The following is a 19038-nucleotide window of genomic DNA, read 5'->3' as shown; positions in this document are numbered from 1 at the left end:
CCCGGGACCTGGGATCAGGCCTGCGGGCGGGTGGCCGTGACGATGTAGTAGTCGAGGTTGCCCTGCTCGTAGGCCTTCAGGAAGTTACGCGGCCATGTGCCCGGCTTCCACTGGTCGGACAGCCAGCGGTCCCAGCCCTGCCACACGTCCGGCCCGATGGACACGGCCTCCGCGTCCGTCAGGCCCGCCCGGGTGAACGCGTCGGTCACGAGCGTGACGGGACGCGCGATGTCCAGCCCGTCGGCGAACGTCTCCAGGTACGACGCGAGCCGGGCTCCGTGGTCCGGGTCGTCGTCCGGGGTGAAGAAGCTGGCGACGACCACCCGCCCGCCGGGCCGCAGCACCCGGGCCGCCTCCTGGGTGAAGGCGACCATGTCGTCGAAGTGCTGGGCGGCCTCGACGCTGTAGACACCATCGAACTCGCCGTCACCGAACGGCATCCCCTCCGCCGCACCACGGACGAACCGGAGCCCCGACGGCGAGGCTTCCAGCAGGTCCGCGTTGGCCTGGCGGGCGCGGTCCAGCTGTTGCGGATGGATGTCCATACCGGTCACCTGCTCCGGTCGGTACTCGCGCAGGGCGAGCGCGCAGCCGACCCCGAGCCCACAGCCGACCTCGACGATCCGTCGGCCGGCGAGGGGGCCGGCGGCGTCGAGCACCTGCCGGTACAGGTCCTCCTGGCTGCGGACCCGGTCGTCGACGGTGAGCGGCCCGGCGAGGTCGATCGAGCGCCAGTACCCGAAGTTGATGAACCCTCCGGCGAACACCGGGACCGAACTGAGGTCGGCCGGACCGTACGTCTCCCGAACAGCAGCCCGCATTTCCACCGGTTCCACCACCCGCGTCACCTCCGCGAACAGTCTGACGCCCCGAGCCACCCCTGTCGACGGCGCCCCGCCCCACCCGACCCGAAAGGACGCACGCGCCGGGGTACGCCGAGGCCGGGGTGCGGACGGTGGTATCGGGAAGCGCGGTCCCAGCGCCCGGTAGGAGGGAAGGAGTCGGATCGGCCTGGTCCAGGCCCTCGTGGATCGAGGCGGTGCCGATGGCGCGGCAGCCCGCCTCCCCGGCGTCAACGACCAGGGTGATCGCTTTCCGTGCTCCCCGGCCCCGCGCCGAGGTACGCCTCCCGCACCGCCGGGTCGGCGTGGACCGCGGCCGGCGTTCCTTCGGCGAGAACCCGGCCGAGGTCGAGCACCACCACACGTGAACACAGCTCCATCACGAAGGCGACGTCGTGCTCGACGAGCAGCACCGCGCAGTTCTCCTCGTCGGCCATGTGCCGTATGACGGCGGCCAGTTTGCGGCGCTCCTCGGCGGTCGTGCCGGATGCGGGCTCGTCCAGGAGCAGGATCCGGGGCGGATCGGCGAGCGCGCGGGCCAGCTCGACCATGCGGGCCTGTCCGACGGGCAGGCCACCCGCGTACGAGTCGGCGAGTGCGTCGAGCCCGCACTCGTGGAGCACGGCGGCGGCCCGCTCCCGACGGCGGCGCGCGGCGGGCCGTACTCCACCCCGCCAGTCCTGTGCCACGACGAGATTGTCCGCGACGGTCAACTGACCGAAGAGCTGCTGGCGTTGGAACGTACGGCGGATGCCGTGCCGACCTCGCCAGACGGGAGATCGTCGGGTGATGTCCGTGCCGTCGTACGCGACCGTCCCCGCGTCCGGCCTCCGTATCCCCGACACCACATCGAAGAACGTCGTCTTCCCCGCTCCGTTCGGGCCGATGAGACCGCAGATCTCACCGGGGCCGACGGAGACGGTCACGTCGCGCAGGGCGTGGACGCCGCCGAAGCGGACGTCTATCCCGCTCGCCCGGAGCAGAGGGTGGCTCATCGGCGGACTCCCGTCCCCAGGTAGGCCTCGGCGAGCCGGTCCCGGTCCACCTCGGACCGTGGCCCGGACCAGGCGATCTCGCCCTGTGCGAGGTACGCGACGGTGTCGGCGATGCCGAGCACCTCGGCCGCCTTCTCCTCCACGAGGACCAACCCGGTTCCGTGGTCGCGTAGTTCGGTCAGGAGGCGGAAGACCTCGTCCACGACGAGCGGCGCGAGGCCGAGGGACGGTTCGTCGGCGACGAGGACCGCCGGTGGCCGCTGGAGGAGCGGGGCGAGGGCGAGAAGCTGCTGTTCGCCGCCCGACAGGGATCCGGCGGCGACGGCACGGCGGGCGGCGAGCGTGGGGAACCGGGCGTACACGGCGTCCCGGTCCTCCGCTCCCGGCAGCTGCAGGGTCAGGTTCTCCTCGATCGACAGCCCGGCGAAGATCCCCCGCCCCTCGGGAGCCAGCCGCACCCCCCGACGGGCCCGGGTGACCGCCACGTCGCGGGTGGCGTCCTCACCGCCCACCCGCACGAGACCACCGGCCGGCCGCAGCAGGCCCGCCGCGACCCGGCAGAGGGTGGATTTCCCGGCCCCGTTGGGCCCGAGCAGCACCAGCACCTCGCCCCCGCGCACCACGAGATCCACGCCGTGCAGCACCGGCGCGCCACCGTACCCGGCGTGGACGCCGCTCAGTTCGAGCGCGTTCGGCGCCTCGCCGGGTCCGCCGCCCGACGCGGGGGCGATGCCCCCGGCGCCGCCCACGTACGACTCGGACGTCCGCGACGCGAGGTGCGGCTCGGAGGGGCCGTCGCCGACCCGAGCGGTGCCTCCGGCGATGCGTTGTGGCGTGCCGCCGCCGCCTTCCGGGCGCCGGGGGCTTGCCGCCTGTTCCGGGACTTGTGGGTCCCCCCGCTCCTTGAGGGGCGAGGTCCTCGGCGCGGCCGGTCGTGCCACCGCCCCCCACGCCGTAGCCCCCCGTTTCACGGCGCGCCGGGCCGCTCGCCTCGACGGCAGTGCTGCGCAGTAGCCGTCCGGGTCGTTGGCCAGCGCGAGCCCCGCCAGGCCGAAGAGGATCACCGGCAGATGCGCGGACTCCGTCACGTACGTCGCCATCAGGTGCGGGACCACCGCGAAGACCAGCCCCGCCACCACCGCGAACTGCGGCCTGCGCACCCCCGCCGCGACGACGACCGCCAGCCACACCAGGCCCGTCATCGCCGTGAAGTCCGTCGCCGTGATCCTGGTGTTGTACGAGGCGTAGAGCACCCCTCCGAAGCCCGCGAGGCCCGCCGACACCGTGAACAGCAGGAGCTTCGTCCGTACCACCGACACCCCCGACGCCGCGGCGGCCTCCGGGGCCGAGCGGACCGCCAGCATGGCCCGGCCCCAGCGGGAGCCGCGCAGCCAGGTCAGCGCAGCGACGAGCACCCCGCTGAGCAGCACGAGCGCCAGCCCCATGGCCCGGTCGTCGCCCAGGTCCACGGGTCCGGCCACCGGACGCGGGATCTCCCACCCCGTGTCGCCGTTGCGCAGCCACCCGAGCTGGAAGAGCACCTGGTCCGCCAGGAAGGCGAGCGCCAGGGTCGCCAGCGCCAGTGATCTGCCCCCCAGTCGCAGGGCGGGCAGCGCGACCACCGCGCCGAGCAGGGCCGCCGCCGCCGTGCCGACCGCCGCGGCGGCGACGAAGGGCCAGCCGTGGCTCATCAGCAGCCCCGCGACCAGGGCGGCGCCGGTCACGAACGTCGCCTGGGCGAGGGACACCATCGCGCCGAGGCCGGTGACCACCGTGAACGACATGAACACGAGCCCGATCGCGAGCCCTTGGGTCAGGATCCCGCTCCAGAAGGGGGTGGTGACGGTGTAGAACGCCGCGCCCAGGAGCGCGCCGGCGACCACCCACGCGCCCCAGCGGCGGCCCCACCCCTTCCCGGCGAGATAGTCCACCGGCGGTGGGTCCGCGGCCGCCGTGCCCGCCGCGCGCCGACGCTGTGCGAGGACGACGAGGCCGGCGAAGAGGATGAGGAACGGTACGGCGGTACGGAAGCCGGTGATGCCGTCGGCGAACGACGCGTATCCCGCCACCAGGTTCTGCAGCACCCCGAGCCCGAGGCCGCCCGCGAAGGCGAGCGGCACCGACGCGAAGCGTCCGAGGACCGCCGCGGTGGCCGAGACGAACAGGAACAGCGTGTAGTCGTGCGCGGAGAGCCCGAGCAGCGGGGTCGCGAGGACACCGGCGAGGCCGGCGAGACCGGACGACAGCATCCACGCGGTCGAGGACATCCGGTCCGCGCTGATGCCGCGCAGCTCGGTCAGCGCGCGGTTGTCGACCGCCGCCCGCAGCAGCAGGCCGAGCCGGGTGCGCCGCATCAGGACCCACAGGCCGGCCGCCGCGAGGGCGGTGGCGATCCAGGTGATCAGCTGGTCGGAGTCGATGCCGACACCGTCGAGCGGCTGCCAGGACACCGCGGGGCTCGGCCCGACGCCCGGCAGCCCGAACTGGTTCTCGGCGGGCAGGACCGGGGCGCCCGCCCGCTCCAGGAGTTCGACCGACCACAGTCCGGCCGCGGGCAGCGCGACCAGCAGACCGATGGTGGCCACGATCTGCGCGGTCTCGCCGACCTTGGCCAGTTTTCTGAACATCAGCCGGTCCAAGCCCCAGCCGAGACCGGGCGCCACCACGAACACCAGGAGGAGAGCGGTGGGGACGGCCGGCCAGCCGAAGCCGGAGTGGAGCTCGTAGAACGCCAGCGCGCACAGATAGGCCGTTGCGCCGTGTGCGAAGTTGAAGAGCCCGGAGGCGGAGTAGGACAGCACGAGGCCGGTCGCGAGCAGCGCGTACAGCGCGCCCGAGACCAGCCCGCTCAGGACGAAGCCCAGCAGGTCACCCACGTGGCGCGCCCCTCAGCCGAAGGGGATCGGCGGATAGCACTTGAACGGCACCGCCACCTCGTACCGCCCGTTCCTCAGTCGGACGAGCGCCCCGCAGCCGAAGCTCTCCTTCTGCCCCTTGGGCTCGGCGCGGTCGCCCACGAGGGTCCCGGTGTCGGCGAACCCGGCGGCGGCCTTCTGGAAGGACTCGACGGTCAGGTCCTTGCCGGCCTTCCCGGCGATCGCGAGGAAGAGGTCGGCGCTCATGTACCCCGTCATCATGTGCATGTTGAGGGGTATGTCCTTGCCCCCGGCGGCCTTCTCGATGTCGGCCTTGAACTGCCGCATCGCGGGGGTGTCCGCCTCGAAGGGCTGGAACTGCAGCAGCACGTGCACCCCGTCGAGGGCCTGCTTCGTCGCGTCCTTCGCGAGCAGCCCGGGGTCGTAGTCCGTCGGGTCGGAGATGACGCCCTTGTAGCCGGACCGCTTGAGCGCGGTGAACAGACCGATGTTGTACGGCGTCTGCATCACCGAGATCACGGCGTCGGGTGCGCCGCCGCCGGGGCCCGAGCGGAGGATCTCCTTGGTGTACGCCGACCAGTCGCTCGGCATCGAGGTCGCCGGCACCACGGCCTTGGCGTAGGCGACCTGGAAGCCGGCCGCCTTGAAGCCCTGGGTGAAGGTGCGGATGCCGAACTTGCCGGCGTCGTTGTCGCCGGCGATCAGCGCGACCGACTTGCCGCGCGCGCCGCCGAGGACGGCCGCGAGGCCCTCGGGCCAGGTCTGGTTGAGCGTGCCGCCGGGCGTCGGGACGAGGCAGCCGTTGAAGCCGTAGAGGTGCGCCGGCCCGCAGAACGAGGGGAGCGTGCCCCAACCCACCGTCGGGACCTTCTGGGCGTCGAGGAAGTCGGCCCCGGCGAAGGTCACCGAGCTCATGGGGGAAACGGCGAAGACCTTGTCCTGCTGGACGAGTTTGCGGGCCGCTGCCAGGTTCCTGCCGGGGTCCTGGCCGTCGTCCTCGGCCCCCAGGTACTCGATCTTCCGCCCGTTGATCCCACCCTCGGCGTTGGCCCGGTCGTAGCGGGCCCGGGCGCCGAGGTCGGTGTCCTTCTTGGAATAGCCGCTGGCGGTCGTCATGGAGACGATGCCGCCGACCTTGATCGTGTCGGCGGTGACTCCGCGTACGGAGGAGGAGCCGCTTCCGCCGCTGGAGGCGGAGTTGCAGGCAGTGACGAGGAGCAGGGCGAAGGTGGCGGCGATGACGCGCAACGGTCGAGGCACAAGCGATCCCTCCGTCGGGTGACCGCATTCTGTGACCGAACCGATGAACCGTCAATAACTGATACAGCGTCATTTGACGATGCATCAGAATTGGGCCCGCCACCGGAGCCGGGGCTCCCGGGGCCCCCGACGGATCGGCGCTCCCGGATCAAGTCCGCCAAAACCGAGAGCGTTCCCCCGCCCCGACCGTCGCCGAGGACGCCTCTCCGGTCGGAGACTGCCGAGGGCACCTCTTCGGCCGGGGACCCGGCTCCCTCACGTCTCGTACTGGCGGCACTCGCCGGTGAAGACGGCGGCGAGTTCGGCGTCGAGCACGGGTCCCACCAACCGGGCCGCAGGCACTCCCGCGACGCCGTCGGGCTCGCGATAGACCTGGAGTGCGAGGCCTTCCATCACAGCCGCCAGACGCACGGCGGCCGGCACCGGGTCCAGGCCCTCGTCGACCTCTCCGCACTCTTTGCCGTTGTGGACGGCCCGCGCGATGTCCTCGCGCAGCTTCCGGGCGGTCTCGGTATCCACCTCGGCGAGGGCGGGGGCATCGAGGGCACGGCCGGCGAACGCGCGGGCGACCCGGTACTCGGCACGGCGGGCCTCATCCAGGGGGATGTACTCGGTCATCACCTCGGCCATCACCCGGGCGATCGGCCGCCTGTGCTCGACCCCGTCCCTGATGCTCTGCTCGGCGCGAGCGCGGATACAGGCCGAGACCTGCCGGAACGCGTGGAGGAGCATCTCGTCCTTGTTCCGGAAGTAGTGCTGGACGAGCCCGACGGACATGCCCGCGGCGGCGGCCGTGCGGGCGACCGTCACGGCGTCCAGCCCGTGCTCCGCGATCAACCGGCTTACGGCGTCGGCGATCTGGCGGTGGCGTTCCTCGTGATCAGCGGTTCTCGGCACTTGATAACCGTACCAGCGTACGGTTATAACCGTATCTCCATACGGTTATCCTTCCGTCCGACGAAAGGGCGAGTACCGCCATGCCCAGCTCGTTCCGACGCGTGGCCGCCGCCGCGCTCCTGCTCTGCCTCGTGACGTTAGGTCAGGCACCGGCGGCAGCCGGTGCCGACGCCGCCCCGTCCGGCCGCTTCGCGACGATCGACGCCTACGTGCGCGAGCGGATGGAGGCCACCCGCACACCCGGACTCGCCTACGCCGTGGTCGGGCCCGACGGGCCGGTCCACTCGCGCGCCTGGGGTACGGACGGACACGGCGAACGGGTCACGACCGCAACGCCGTTCCTGTGGGGCTCGGTCGCGAAGCCGATCGCCGCGAGCGCCGTGATGACGCTCGTCCAGGACGGCCGCGTCGGCCTCGACGACCGGGTTGTCGACCACCTTCCGGCCTTCCGCTTCGGCGGCACGGACCACGCCTCTCAGGTCACGGTCCGCCACTTGCTCGCGCAGACCGCGGGCCTCCCCGCGTCAGCCACCTTCGAGGTCGCCGACTGCGTCGACGCCGACTGCCCGGGTGCGGCGGAGCGCATCGCCGCCCTCGACGACGTGACGCCGCTCCGCCGACCGGGCAGCACCTACGCCTACACCAGTGCCAACTACCTCGTACTGGCCGCCGTGGTCGAGTCCACGACGGGGCTCTCCTTCGCCGATCATCTCCGAAAGAGTGTCCTCGGACCGGCCGGCATGGACGGGGCGATCGCCGACCGGGCAGCCGCCCGCCGGCGCGACCTGCCGCCCGGACACCAACTCCTGTGGGGCGTACCGTCCGCCATCGTCGACGGCGTGGACGACGCGGGCGCCGCCTACGGGTACACCGGCGGGGACCTCGACGACCTCGCCGCCTTCGCCTCCCTCCAGCTCCGATCGGGGAAGGCCGGCGACGGGGCGACGGTTCTCACTCCCGAGTCCGTCCGCCTCATGCGGGAACCGGGCCGTCTCCACCCGTCCGGCGCCGGCACCGGCTACGGACTCGGCTGGCGCGTCGGGGGCCTGAAGCCCCCGCTCGACACCGCGATCTGGCACACCGGCGCCACACCGGGCTACTCCGCCATGCTCTTCCTCCTGCCCGAGCAGAACATCGCCCTCGTCCTCCAGCAGAACCTCCACGGCCTCCTTCACGACGAGGCCGTCATGGAGGTCGGCTTCGGCGCCGCCCGCATCCTGGCCGGCGGCGACACCCCCACCGACGCGCCCTCCGCAGCGGCTTACTCCGTCACCATCTGGGGCCTCACCGCCCTGACCCTCGGTCTCCTGCTGGAGACCTTCCACTCCATTCGACTGCTGCGCCGCCCCACAGCCCTCCGGATCCTCCCGACCGTCCTGTGGTGCCTGGCCGGCACCCTGCCCGCAATCGCCCTGACCACGGCTCTCACCCTCATCGGCCCCAGGGCCCTGTGGACCTGGACACCCGACGTGTTCGTCACCTTCTGCGGGGCAACCGTCGCCGGCGCCTCCATCACCGCACTGCGGCTCGCACGCCTGTACACCCGGAGGTGGAACGCCCCGGTCAGGCACGGTCGGGACGAGCCCCTACCGGTGGGCCGGTGAGGCACACTCCTCCGCGCCCTCCCCGGTGCCAGGCGTGCGCCCCGGTGACGCGGCCCGGTGCCGGGGCTCCCGACCGGTCGTTCGCGGGGCCGGGGCTCTGTCTCGTCAGCCCGGCCCGGAGGCGTCCAAGGTGAGGATCAGGAGCGTGACGTCGTCCTGGATCTTGGGGGCGAAGCCGCTCAGGTCGGCCCAGATCTCGTCGGGCAACTCGTCCAGGCCGACACCCGTCATCCCTGCCAGACGCTCGACGAAGGGGTAGAAGGCGCCGGAGGCGTCCCGTGCCTCCAGGACACCGTCCGACGCCAGGAGCAGCCGGTCCCCCGGCAGGAGCGTCGCCGTGGCGGCGGTTCCGGGCATGACGTCGGCGAGGCCCAGTCCCAGGGGCGGCCCGGGATCGAGTTCCAGGGTGCTCACGGCTCCGCCGCGCAGCAGGACCGGCGGAGGATGCCCGCAGGCCAGGACGCGGACCTGCCGCCCGCGCGGAGCGAAGTCCAGGAGGACGGCCGTGGCGAAGAGTTCCGCGTGCTCCTTCCCCGCCGAGTCGACCACGAGCCTGCGGTCCAGCCGCGCCGCGATCGACTCCGCGTCCACATCGTCCAGCACGGCCTCGCGGAACGCACCCATCACGGAGGCGACCGTCGCGACGGCCGACAGACCGTGCCCCTGCACGTCGCCGAGGACCGCCCGCACCCCGTGGGGGCCGGGCCGGACGTCGAAGAAATCGCCTCCCACCAGCGTGCCGCGCTCCGCGGCGCGGTACAGGCTCGCGCAGCACACGGGCCCGACCCGCCGCCGTACATCCGGGACGATGGCCCGTTGGGCCGTCTCGGCGACGGTACGTTCCAGGTCGAGCTGCTCGTCCCGGCGCCCCCGTACGAAGGAGACGAAGACGCTCAGGGTCGCCACGAAGCCGAGGGTGAAGAGGTCGGTGTTGCCGGGCTGGTCCAGATGGAAGAGGGGAACGGTCAGCAGCCCGATCGTCGCGGCACCGAGGAACGCCGTGGCCAACGGCCCGTAGGCCAGAACGGCCAGCGGAGGCACCGCGCCGAGCAGGAAGCCGATGTCCACCGGAACGGATTCGGTGAGGGAGGCCGCACCGACCCCGACGAGCAGCAGCACGGGCAGGACCCGCACCCAGCGAGGCGGCGGGGCCCCTCGCAACCAGCTCCGCCGGTACGCGCCGGTCGCCGTCTCCCTTGGCTTCACCACACCACCAGGCTCCTACGCCGGAGTAAGCCGCGCACTCCACGGCACCCGCCGCTCCGGTCCTGGGGCAGGCTGTCATCAACGGAGAACCCGGGGAGAACGAAGCCGCTCCGGGGAGCGGCCAGGGAGCATCGACTGCACGGAGCAGCGTCACCGCGAAAGCTCCAGAAAAGAGCAAAGCCGCAGGTCAGACCACCCTCTGCGGTCATCTGTGCAGGTCGGCGCATGGAGGGCGCGAGGGTTGCCGGCATCTGATCGTCGTCACTTCTCCCGGTATTTCTCGTCGGCCACGAGCACGGAGGTGAAGTAGACCGGCAGGCTGTTCTCGTCCCTCGTCACCTCCTGGGAGGTGTCCCGGGTGAAGGCCAGCGTGACACCGGGCATGGAGGGGGCTCGTGGGTCGTCGTTGTCGACCTGCCAGCCCTTCCGGGCCGCGTGGGCGAGAATCTCGTCGGCGGGGACGCGGAAGACGTCGAGGCCGTCCAGCAGGACCTGGACGTCGGGGTCCTCGTCCTCGTCCGGACCCCAGATGGTGACGGCGGTGACCTGGTGGTCGCGTTCGAGGGCCGCCTGGATGCCGATGCCGTCGTACTCGACGGAGACCAGGTCGAAGGCGCGCACGGCGTCGGCCGGGTACACCCGTGGCGCGCCCCATGCCGAGACCGCGGCGACCGTTTCGTCCAGCGTCATGCCCAGCTGGACGGGGGCCACGCCGCGGGGCGGATCGAGGACGAACTGCATGAGGGGGCCTTTCCGGTGGGGGGATCGTGAGTTCTACGCGCTGCCGTCAGCACCGATTCAGCACGGGACGGGTGAGAACAGGTGCTGACATGGGACTTCGGTCGGCACGAGGCTCAATCGTCCAGGTCTTCCCCCGTGTTCATGGCCGGCACCGGTGCGGCGGGCCGGCCGCAGGCTGCGGGTGACCGTCTTGAAATTCTCCATTCAGGATCTTGCCACCTGTTCAACCCTATGCGAGATTCGGCGCACGCAGCACTGTCAACGGCTGCGCTTCACCCGGACACACCGGAATCGCTGCGGGAGAGGTCTCCACCATGCCGGTCCAGCACACCCCCGGGGAGCGACTCTCGATGGAGACTCGCACCATCGAGGTCATCCCCGACGCCGAGCGGCACGGCACGCCGCGTAGCCAGTTCACCTTGTGGTTCGGCGCCAACATGCAGATCACCGCCATCGTCGACGGCGCGCTGGCCGTCGTGTTCGGCGCCGACGCGCTGTGGGCGATACCCGCGTTGCTGCTAGGCAACCTGCTCGGTGGCATCGTGATGGCGCTGCACTCCGCGCAGGGACCGCGGCTCGGCGTCCCGCAGATGATCTCCAGCCGGGCCCAGTTCGGCGTCCACGGGGCGGTCCTGCCCCTGCTGTTGGTGATCCTGATGTACCTCGGCTTCGCCGCGACCGGCAGCGTCCTGGCCGGCCAGGCGTTGTCCGAGATGCTGCACATCGACAACACGGACGCCGGCATCCTCATCTTCGGCGCGCTGACCGCCGTGGTCGCGGTCACCGGCTACCGCCTCATCCACATCGCGGGCCGCATCGCCACCGTCGTCGGCGTACTCGGCCTCGGCTACCTGCTGGTGCGGCTGTTCACGCAGTACGACGTCGGCGCGCACATCGGGAACAAGGGCTTCGAGACGGCGACCTTCCTCCTCGCCGTGGGGCTCGGCGCCGGCTGGCAGCTGACCTTCGGCCCGTACGTCGCCGACTACTCGCGCTACCTGCCGCGCGACACCAGTACGCGTGCGACGTTCTGGTCCACGTTCGCCGGCTCGGTCATCGGCTCCCAGTGGGCCATGACGCTGGGGGCGCTCACCGCCGCCGTCGCGGGCAAGACCTTCCTCAGCGACCAGGTGGGCTTCCTCGGCGACCTGGCCGGGCCCGTGGCCCTCGCCTTCCTGATCTACCTGGTGATCGTGGTCGGCAAGCTGACGGTCAACTGCCTCAACGCCTACGGCGGCTTCATGTCGATCCTGACCACCGTCACCGCGTTCGACGGCCGCTCGCGCATCTCGGCCGCCGCGCGCGCCGCCTACATCGTCGGCTTCACCGCGGTGTCGATGGTCATCGCGCTGGCGGCCAGCGACGACTTCCTGAGCAACTTCAAGAACTTCGTGCTCCTGATCCTGATGGTGTTCACCCCGTGGAGTGCGATCAACCTGGTCGACTACTACCTGGTCTCCCGCGAACGCGTCGACATCCCCGCCCTGTACGACCCGGACGGCCGCTACGGCCGCTGGAACGTCACCGCCCTCACCTGCTACGTCGTGGGGGTCGCGGTCCAGATCCCGTTCCTGGCCACCAAGCTGTACACCGGCGCGCTCACCAAGAGGCTCGACGGAGCCGACATCTCGTGGATCGTGGGGCTCGTGGTCACCGCGGCCCTGTACTGGCTGTGGGTGCGGCGCACGGCCAACCCGCCCGCGGAGACCGTCCACCCGGCCGTCAGCGAAGCCGACGACATGACTGCGCCCGTGGGCTGACCCGTACTCGTCCAACGGGTGCGACATGCGCCCCGAGGGCGGCGGCGTCGGGCGGGAGCGGAGCGACCGCTCCGCCCGACGCGTCGCCGCCCACACCGGTAGGAGAAGGAACAGGGCCGACAGCCGCGCGCGACGTGACACGCAGAACGCAGATCCCGCGAGTCCGCCGGCATTTCGATCATGCGAACTACGCGCGTCGACCTGCCCGTACGCCGTTGACGGCCCCCTCCGTCTCGGCAAGACTCCTGGCCCATGCAGCCCCTGCGTGACCGCTCGGTCACCCGCGTCCAGCGCCGACACGTGGACCTCGTCCGTGTCGCGAGCGCTGTCTGTCGCTGCCCCTGACCGGTCGCATTCCCCCTCGCCCCGCACCCACGCTTCCTCCGCTCACCCCGCCCGCCGGGCCTCGGAGGCATGCCTGCACGCCCTCCTGGAGACCCGTATGTCCACGCCCCTGTCCCGCCGTGCCCTCGGCGGGGTCGCCGCCGGTGCCGCGGCCGCCGCCGCTCTCGGAGCCACCGCGTCCGCCGCACAAGCGGCCCCCGCCGCCGACCCGCGGGAGCGGCCGTTCCGAGCCGCGCAGCCGCGCCGCCACTCACGGCGGCCCAACATCCTCTTCATCCTGGGCGACGACCTCGGCTGGGCCGACCTCTCCTCGTACGGCTCCCCGCACATCCGCACCCCCCACCTGGACCGTCTCTCCCGCGAGGGCGTCCGCTTCACCGACGCCTACTCCGGCTCCGCGACCTGCTCCCCCACCCGCTTCAGCCTCGACACCGGCCGCTATCCCGGCCGTACGAAGGGCGGGCTGGCCGAGCCGATCGCCGACAAGTCCGTCGGCCTGGAACCCACGCATCCGACGCTCGCCTCGCTCCTCCGGGACTCCGGGTACGCCACCGCCCTCATCGGCAAATGGCATTGCGGCTACCTGCCCGACTACTCCCCCACCCGCTCCGGCTGGGACGAGTTCTTCGGCAACTTCGGCGGGGCCCTGGAGTACTACTCCAAGCTCGGCCTCGGCGGCGAGTACGACCTCTACGAGGGCGATGCCGAGTACAAGGACCTGCGCTACTACACCCGGATCCTCACCGAGCGGGCCGGCGAGTACGTCAGCCGCGACCATGACAAGCCCTGGCTGCTCAACCTGAACTTCACCACCCCGCACTGGCCTTGGATCGCCGACGGCGACAAGGAGGCGAGCGACGAGATCGTCCGCCGCATCAAGGCCGGAGACCGCTCCGCCCTCTGGCACCAGGACGGCGGCTCCGTCAGCAAGTACAAGGAGATGGTCGAGGACCTCGACCGCTCGATCGGGCAGGTCCTCAAGGCGCTGAAGCGCTCCGGCCAGGAGCAGGACACGCTCGTCTTCTTCGCCAGCGACAACGGCGGCGAGCGCTTCTCCTACAACTGGCCGCTCGCCGGGAACAAGGGCTCGCTCCAGGAAGGCGGCATCCGCGTCCCCTCGATCCTGCGCTGGCCCGCCAGGATCGACGGCGGCCAGGTCAGCGACCTGCCGGTGTTCACTCCCGACTGGACGGCGACCCTGCTCGACCTGGCCGGAGCCCGCCCCCATCCCGCGTACCCCCTCGACGGCACCAGCCTCGCCGGACACCTGCTCCGCGGCGCCGACGTGCCCGAGCGGGATCTCTTCTGGCGGGTGCGGGGCGAGCGGGCGCTGCGCCGCGGTGACTGGAAGTACTACCGGGGCAAGACCGGCCGCGACCAGCTCTTCCATCTGTCCGAGGACTCCCGCGAGCAGGCGGACCGGGCAGCGTTCGAGCCGGCGCGGCTCGGCGAGCTGCGGGCAGCCTGGGAGCGGATCGACGCGGGGCTGCTCCGCTACTGAGCCGTGCCGGCCCGCGCTTCCGGCAGGTCGGCAACCCGGTGCACACCCAGCCGCACGCTCAGTGGAGCACTTCGCGCTCCCACTGGTCGTGCGGCTGGGTGTGCAGACGCCAGTAGTGCTCGGCGATGTCGTCGGGGTCGTACGCCGTCCCGGGTGCGACGACTCCGCCGACGGTGACCGTGGCGACGTGCACACCCGACGGCCCGTACTCGGCGTCGAGCAGTTCGACCAGAGCCCGCACCCCGGCCTTGCCCAGGGACAGACTCACGTACTGCGGCTTCATCTCGGGCATCCCGCCGGTGACGACGAAGGTTCCCCGTCCGCGCCGTGCCATCCCCGGCAGGATGTGTGCGGCGGCGGTGAGGGCGCCGAGCACGTTGACCGCGTAGGTGTCCGCGTGGTCGCGGAGCGAGAGTTCACCGACGGCGTCGGGTCGGATGACGGCCGCGTTGTAGACCACGACGTCCGGTTCGCCGAGTTCACCTGCGGCGGTGTCCAGGGCGGCGCGCAGGGCCGTCTCGTCGCCGGCGTCGGCGGTGAGGGGCACGGTCCGCACCCCCAGAGGGCCGATGGACTCGGCCGCCGCCACCACCGTCTCCTTCGTGCGCGCGATCAGGGCGACCGGCAGCCCCTCCCGGGCGAACCGCCGCGCCACCGCCTGCCCTATCCCCGGCCCCGCCCCCACGATCAACGCTCCCGCCATGACGGCTCCTTCTCCTCCGCGTGCAACGACAAGGAGGTCAACTCCGTTCGGCCACCATGTCTTCCCCGGGCGCGCCGTCGTGTCGCGCCGAGTGGGCCGTACGAAGGGTGATGCAGGGATTGCCGATGCTCTCTGTCACCGTGCGGGTAAAGGGGACGGGAAGTGGTGACCGACGCATCCATCGAGTTCTGCAAGGAGCCCGCCCGGCCATGCTCATCGATCTGACACGACGCACCGCGCTGGTCACCGGCTCCACCCAGGGGATCGGCGCCGCCATCGCCACCGGTCTGGCTCGGGCCGGAGCCCGCGTCGGCGTCAATGGGCGGACCGAGGAACGCGTCGAGCAGGCCATCGCGAGCATGCGGGCCGAGGCCCCCGACGCGGATCTGGTTCCGGTGGTCGCCGACGTCGCCACCGAGCAAGGCGCGCGGCTGGCCGCCGAGGTGCTGCCGCACGTGGACATCCTGGTGAACAACCTCGGCATCTTCGGCGAGGCCGACCCGCTGAAGATCAGCGACGACGAGTGGCGGCGCTACTTCGAGGTGAACGTCCTGGCCGCGGTGAGGCTCATCCGTCAGTACCTCCCCGGCATGAGCGAGCGCGGCTGGGGGCGGATCCAGAACATCGCGAGCGACTCGGCGGTGGTGATCCCCGCCGAGATGATCCACTACGGCATGTCCAAGACAGCCCTTCTGGCGGTCACGCGCGGCTTCGCCAAGCAGGCGGCGGGGACCGGTGTCACCGTGAACTCCGTCATCGCCGGGCCCACGCACACGGGCGGCGTGGAACAGTTCGTGTACGAGCTGGTGGACCAGGCCCTGCCGTGGGACGAGGCACAACGCGTCTTCATGCGCGAGTACCGTCCGCAGTCCCTGCTGCAGCGGCTCATCGAACCCGAGGAGATCGCCCACATGGTGGTGTACCTCGCCTCCGAGTACGCGTCGGCCACGACCGGCGGCGCGCTGCGCGTGGACGGCGGGTACGTCGACTCGATCCTGCCGTAGCGGAGACACCAGCGGCCGCGCGACGACTTGCTCGCTGCGCGGTGCCCGTTACCCGTTGCCCGCCGCTTTCTCGTTGCTCATTGCTCGTTGCCCGCCGCGTTTCCCGTCGGCTCCGACCTGCGGGTGCTCCACGGGGCTGCCTCACAGGCACTGCGCGTGGGAGGCGTCCCGGGTCGGAGATTCGTGAGCCTGTTTCTGCGCTGGGCGCACCCGTGAGTCGCGCCGGCGCGCTGTGCGCTCGCCGGATCAAGTGAATACGGGCGGTGGTGTGTTGGTCCGGTCATGCCGTCGGGCACGTTCCGGTCAGCGGACCTCACCGGCGAGAAGGACGCGAATGACGAGCCAGGTTACCGAAGTCGAACTGGAAGGCCTTCTCCGCAAGGCGCTGCACACCACGGGTACGGACGCGCGTTGGGCGACCGACTCGGACGAGATGTGGTGCCGTGTCACGCCCGGGTCGGGGACACGGCGCGAGCAGGGGTGGAAGCTTCATCTGTCGGCGACGGCCGCCTCCGCGTCGGCCGTCCTCGAAAAGGCGCTGGAGGTGTTGCTGCGGGAGGAGTCGGCGTTCAAGTTCGCCCGGTCGCTGGACCGGGTGAGTGCGCTCAACTCCCGTGCCACGCCCCGGGGAAGCTCGGGCAAGTTCATCACCGTCTACCCGCGCTCCGACGTCGAGGCGGCCCGGCTCGCCCGCGAGCTGCACGGGGCCACGGCGGGGCTGGCCGGTCCTCGGATCCTGTCCGACCAGCCGTACGCGGTGAAGTCGCTGGTGCACTACCGATACGGCTCGTTCGTCGGCCGGAGGCGACTCTCGGACGACGGCCTGCTGGTGTGGTTCATCGAGGACCCCGACGGCAACCCCGTGGAGGACAGGCGCACCGGCCAGTACTCTCCGCCCTCTTGGGCGGTCTGCCCCTTCCCCTCCACGGTTCCCGGCGCCCCACGCGCGGCGGGCCGGGTGGCGGAGGCCGAAGGGGCGGGTGCTCCGGTGCTGCTCGGTGGCCGCTTCGCGGTACGGGAGGCGATCCGGCACACCAACAAGGGCGGCGTCTACCGGGGCAGCGACGTCCGTACGGGTGCCCTCGTGGTGATCAAGGAGGCCCGGCCGCACGTGGAGGCCGACGCCTCCGGCCGCGACGTCCGTGACTGGCTGCGCACCGAGGCACGGACGTTGGAGAAGCTCAAGGGCACGGGGCTGGCTCCGGAACCGCTGGCGTTGTTCGAGCACGGCGAGCACCTCTTCCTGGCCCAGGAGGAAGTGCCGGGCGTCCCTCTGCGTACCTGGGTCGCCGAGCATTTCCGCGACGTCGGAGCGGATCGCTACCGCGTCGACGCGCGGGCGCAGGTCGGGCGTCTGGTGGACCTGGTCGCGGCGGCGCACGCGCGAGGCTGCGTCCTGAGGGATTTCACACCCGGCAACGTCATGGTCCGTCCGGACGGAGGGCTGCGCCTCATCGACCTCGAACTCGCCGTCCTGGAAGGCGAGGCCGCCCTGCCGACCCGGCTGGGAACCCCCGGTTTCAGTGCCCCCGAGCGCCTGGAGGACGCGCCCGTCAGCCCGACGGGCGACTACTACAGCCTCGGTGCCACCGCGTGCTTCGTGCTGGCCGGGAAGGTACCGAACCTGCTGCCCGAGGAGCCCGCCACCAGGGCCGCCGAGCAGCGGCTCGCCGCATGGCTCACCGCGTGCACGGGGCCGCTTCGACTGCCGGGCGGCCTCACGGAGATGGTTCTCGGGCTGATGAAGGACGCCCCCGCCGAGCGGTGGGACCCTGCCCGCGCGCGCGAGGCCCTCCGGAAGGCGGGCCGGTCGCTGCCACGGAACCGCTCCGCCCCACGCACTCCGCGCAGCGACCGCCGCGAGGACGGCCGGAGTGGGGGCCGGCACGAGGCGGTCACCGGGAGTGTGGACGATGCGGTGGCCGGGATCGTGGACCATCTCATCGCTTCGATGAGTCCCGCGGACGAGCGCCGACTGTGGCCCGTGTCCACCACGGCCGGGGAGGCCGACCCCTGCACCGTGCAGCAGGGCGCGGCCGGTGTCCTGGCCGTCCTGACACGCTACTGGGAACTCACCGGCGACGACCGGCTGCCCGAGCTGATCTCCACCGCGGGCCACTGGATCGCGAGCCGCACCGATCTCCGCTCCCCACGTCCCGGCCTGCACTTCGGTGGACGCGGTACCGCCTGGGCGCTGTACGACGCCGGGCACGCCGTGGACGACCAGGGGCTCACTGACCATGCGTCGGCCCTGGCACTGGCCCCGCAACAGTCGACGCCCCATCACGACATCACCCACGGCAGCGCGGGGAGCGGGCTTGCCGCGGTCCACCTGTGGCACCGCACCGGTGATCCGCGCTTCGCCGAACTGGTCGTCGACGCGGCCGACCGGCTGGTCGCCGCGGCGCGGCGCGACCGGTCCGGAGTGGGCTGGCCGGTGCCCGCGGAAGCCGCCTCCTCGGAGGGCGGCACACGCTACCTCGGTTTCGCCCACGGCACGGCCGGCATCGGCTGCTTCCTCCTCGCCGCCGCTGGGGTCTCGGGGCGCCCGGAGCACATGGACCTCGCGGTGGAGGCCGGTGAGCACGTGCTGGACTGCGCCGTACTCACCGGCGAGGCCGCCCAGTGGCCCGCCCGGTCCGCGGACCTGCCCACGGCCCCGTACTGGTGCCACGGCGCGGCGGGCATCGGTACCTTCCTCGTCCGGCTGTGGCAGGCCACCGGGGACGAAAGGTTCGGCGACCTCGCCCGCCGCAGTACGTACGCCGTCACGGAGCGCGCCTCCCGCGCCGCCCTGGCCCAGTGCCACGGCCTTGCGGGCAACGGCGACTTCCTCCTCGACATGGCCGACGCCACGGGCGACCCGGTCCACCGGACCATGGCCGAGGACCTGGCCCGCCTCATCCTCGGCGAGAGGGCCCACCGCCATGCCCAGGTGGTCTTCCCCAACGAGTACGGGGACGTCTCGACCAGCTGGAGCGACGGATCCGCCGGAATCCTGGCCTTCCTCCTGCGGATCCGTCACGCAGACCCCCGGCACTGGATGGTCCAGCAGCCGGTCTGAGCGGCAGCACGTCAGCCGCCGGCTCACAGAACGAAGGAGAAGCCCATGGAGAACAACGACATCGAACTGCTGGCCCACCTCCACGCCCTTCCGGAGACCGACCCGGTCGGTGTCGACGCAGCACCGTTCGCGGCGACGTGTGAGTGCGTCGGCCTGCTGACCCTCCTCAACACGGTCTGTATCGGCATCAGCTGCGCGTAGGACAGGCACCCACCATCCGGTCGGCGGCCCACCCGGGAA

General features: G+C 71.7%; 15 protein-coding genes. 7 read left to right on the top strand and 8 right to left on the bottom strand.

What is annotated here, in order from left to right:
- Window positions 1–14: 14 nt before the first annotated feature.
- The 5 genes from OG259_RS36015 to OG259_RS35995 form a co-directional block, all read right to left on the bottom strand.
- Complete coding sequence (locus OG259_RS36015) at window positions 15–821, bottom strand: class I SAM-dependent methyltransferase (protein WP_328946055.1); 807 nt, start codon at window positions 819–821, stop codon at window positions 15–17.
- 251 nt (window positions 822–1072) lie between these two features.
- Window positions 1073–1837 (bottom strand): ABC transporter ATP-binding protein, encoded by a 765-nt coding sequence (locus OG259_RS36010; RefSeq protein ID WP_328946054.1) that lies wholly within the window; start codon window positions 1835–1837, stop codon window positions 1073–1075.
- Complete coding sequence (locus OG259_RS36005; RefSeq protein WP_328946053.1) at window positions 1834–4713, bottom strand: ABC transporter permease subunit; 2880 nt, start codon at window positions 4711–4713, stop codon at window positions 1834–1836. Before OG259_RS36005 ends, OG259_RS36010 begins: the two co-directional genes overlap by 4 nt.
- 12 nt (window positions 4714–4725) lie before the next feature.
- Window positions 4726–5973 (bottom strand): ABC transporter substrate-binding protein, encoded by a 1248-nt coding sequence (locus OG259_RS36000; RefSeq protein ID WP_328946052.1) that lies wholly within the window; start codon window positions 5971–5973, stop codon window positions 4726–4728.
- 255 nt (window positions 5974–6228) lie between these two features.
- Window positions 6229–6870 carry a TetR/AcrR family transcriptional regulator gene (locus tag OG259_RS35995; RefSeq protein WP_328946051.1) on the bottom strand — a complete coding sequence of 214 codons (642 nt, stop codon included), beginning with the start codon at window positions 6868–6870 and terminating at the stop codon, window positions 6229–6231.
- An 80-nt stretch (window positions 6871–6950) separates the two neighbouring features.
- Between OG259_RS35995 and OG259_RS35990 the strand changes: the two genes are divergently transcribed.
- On the top strand, window positions 6951–8474 hold the full coding sequence (locus tag OG259_RS35990) for a serine hydrolase domain-containing protein (protein WP_328946050.1): 1524 nt from the start codon (window positions 6951–6953) through the stop codon (window positions 8472–8474).
- A 105-nt stretch (window positions 8475–8579) separates the two neighbouring features.
- Here the strand turns inward: OG259_RS35990 and OG259_RS35985 are convergent, their stop codons facing one another.
- Window positions 8580–9683 (bottom strand): PP2C family protein-serine/threonine phosphatase, encoded by a 1104-nt coding sequence (locus OG259_RS35985; RefSeq protein WP_328946049.1) that lies wholly within the window; start codon window positions 9681–9683, stop codon window positions 8580–8582.
- Between the two features lie 258 nt (window positions 9684–9941).
- On the bottom strand, window positions 9942–10421 hold the full coding sequence (locus OG259_RS35980; protein WP_328946048.1) for a hypothetical protein: 480 nt from the start codon (window positions 10419–10421) through the stop codon (window positions 9942–9944).
- 314 nt (window positions 10422–10735) lie between these two features.
- On the opposite strand from OG259_RS35980, the gene OG259_RS35975 reads away from it, so the two are divergent.
- The 3 genes from OG259_RS35975 to OG259_RS35970 all read left to right on the top strand — a co-directional run bounded on the left by OG259_RS35975 (window position 10736) and on the right by OG259_RS35970 (window position 14027).
- Window positions 10736–12181, top strand: coding sequence for a purine-cytosine permease family protein (locus OG259_RS35975; protein WP_328946047.1), 1446 nt, complete (start codon window positions 10736–10738; stop codon window positions 12179–12181).
- A 252-nt stretch (window positions 12182–12433) separates the two neighbouring features.
- Window positions 12434–12526 carry a putative leader peptide gene (locus OG259_RS41855; protein ID WP_353962716.1) on the top strand — a complete coding sequence of 31 codons (93 nt, stop codon included), beginning with the start codon at window positions 12434–12436 and terminating at the stop codon, window positions 12524–12526.
- A 97-nt stretch (window positions 12527–12623) separates the two neighbouring features.
- Window positions 12624–14027, top strand: coding sequence for a sulfatase family protein (locus OG259_RS35970; protein ID WP_328946046.1), 1404 nt, complete (start codon window positions 12624–12626; stop codon window positions 14025–14027).
- Window positions 14028–14085: 58 nt separating this feature from the next.
- Here OG259_RS35970 and OG259_RS35965 read toward each other — a convergent pair whose 3' ends face one another.
- Window positions 14086–14730 carry an SDR family NAD(P)-dependent oxidoreductase gene (locus tag OG259_RS35965; protein ID WP_328946045.1) on the bottom strand — a complete coding sequence of 215 codons (645 nt, stop codon included), beginning with the start codon at window positions 14728–14730 and terminating at the stop codon, window positions 14086–14088.
- A 209-nt stretch (window positions 14731–14939) separates the two neighbouring features.
- Here OG259_RS35965 and OG259_RS35960 point away from each other — a divergent pair, with 209 nt between their 5' ends.
- The 3 genes from OG259_RS35960 to OG259_RS35950 all read left to right on the top strand — a co-directional run bounded on the left by OG259_RS35960 (window position 14940) and on the right by OG259_RS35950 (window position 18999).
- A complete protein-coding gene (locus OG259_RS35960; RefSeq protein WP_328946044.1) occupies window positions 14940–15734 on the top strand; it encodes an SDR family NAD(P)-dependent oxidoreductase in 795 nt (264 codons plus the stop codon).
- Window positions 15735–16068: 334 nt separating this feature from the next.
- Window positions 16069–18798, top strand: a complete 2730-nt coding sequence (lanL, locus tag OG259_RS35955) for a class IV lanthionine synthetase LanL (RefSeq protein WP_328946043.1) — start codon at window positions 16069–16071, stop codon at window positions 18796–18798.
- Window positions 18799–18843: 45 nt separating this feature from the next.
- Window positions 18844–18999, top strand: a complete 156-nt coding sequence (locus OG259_RS35950; protein ID WP_328946042.1) for a VenA family class IV lanthipeptide — start codon at window positions 18844–18846, stop codon at window positions 18997–18999.
- Window positions 19000–19038 lie beyond the last annotated feature (39 nt).

Source organism: Streptomyces sp. NBC_00250 (assembly GCF_036192275.1).
Classification (GTDB): domain Bacteria; phylum Actinomycetota; class Actinomycetes; order Streptomycetales; family Streptomycetaceae; genus Streptomyces.
This window is presented reverse-complemented; position numbering and strand designations above follow the sequence as displayed.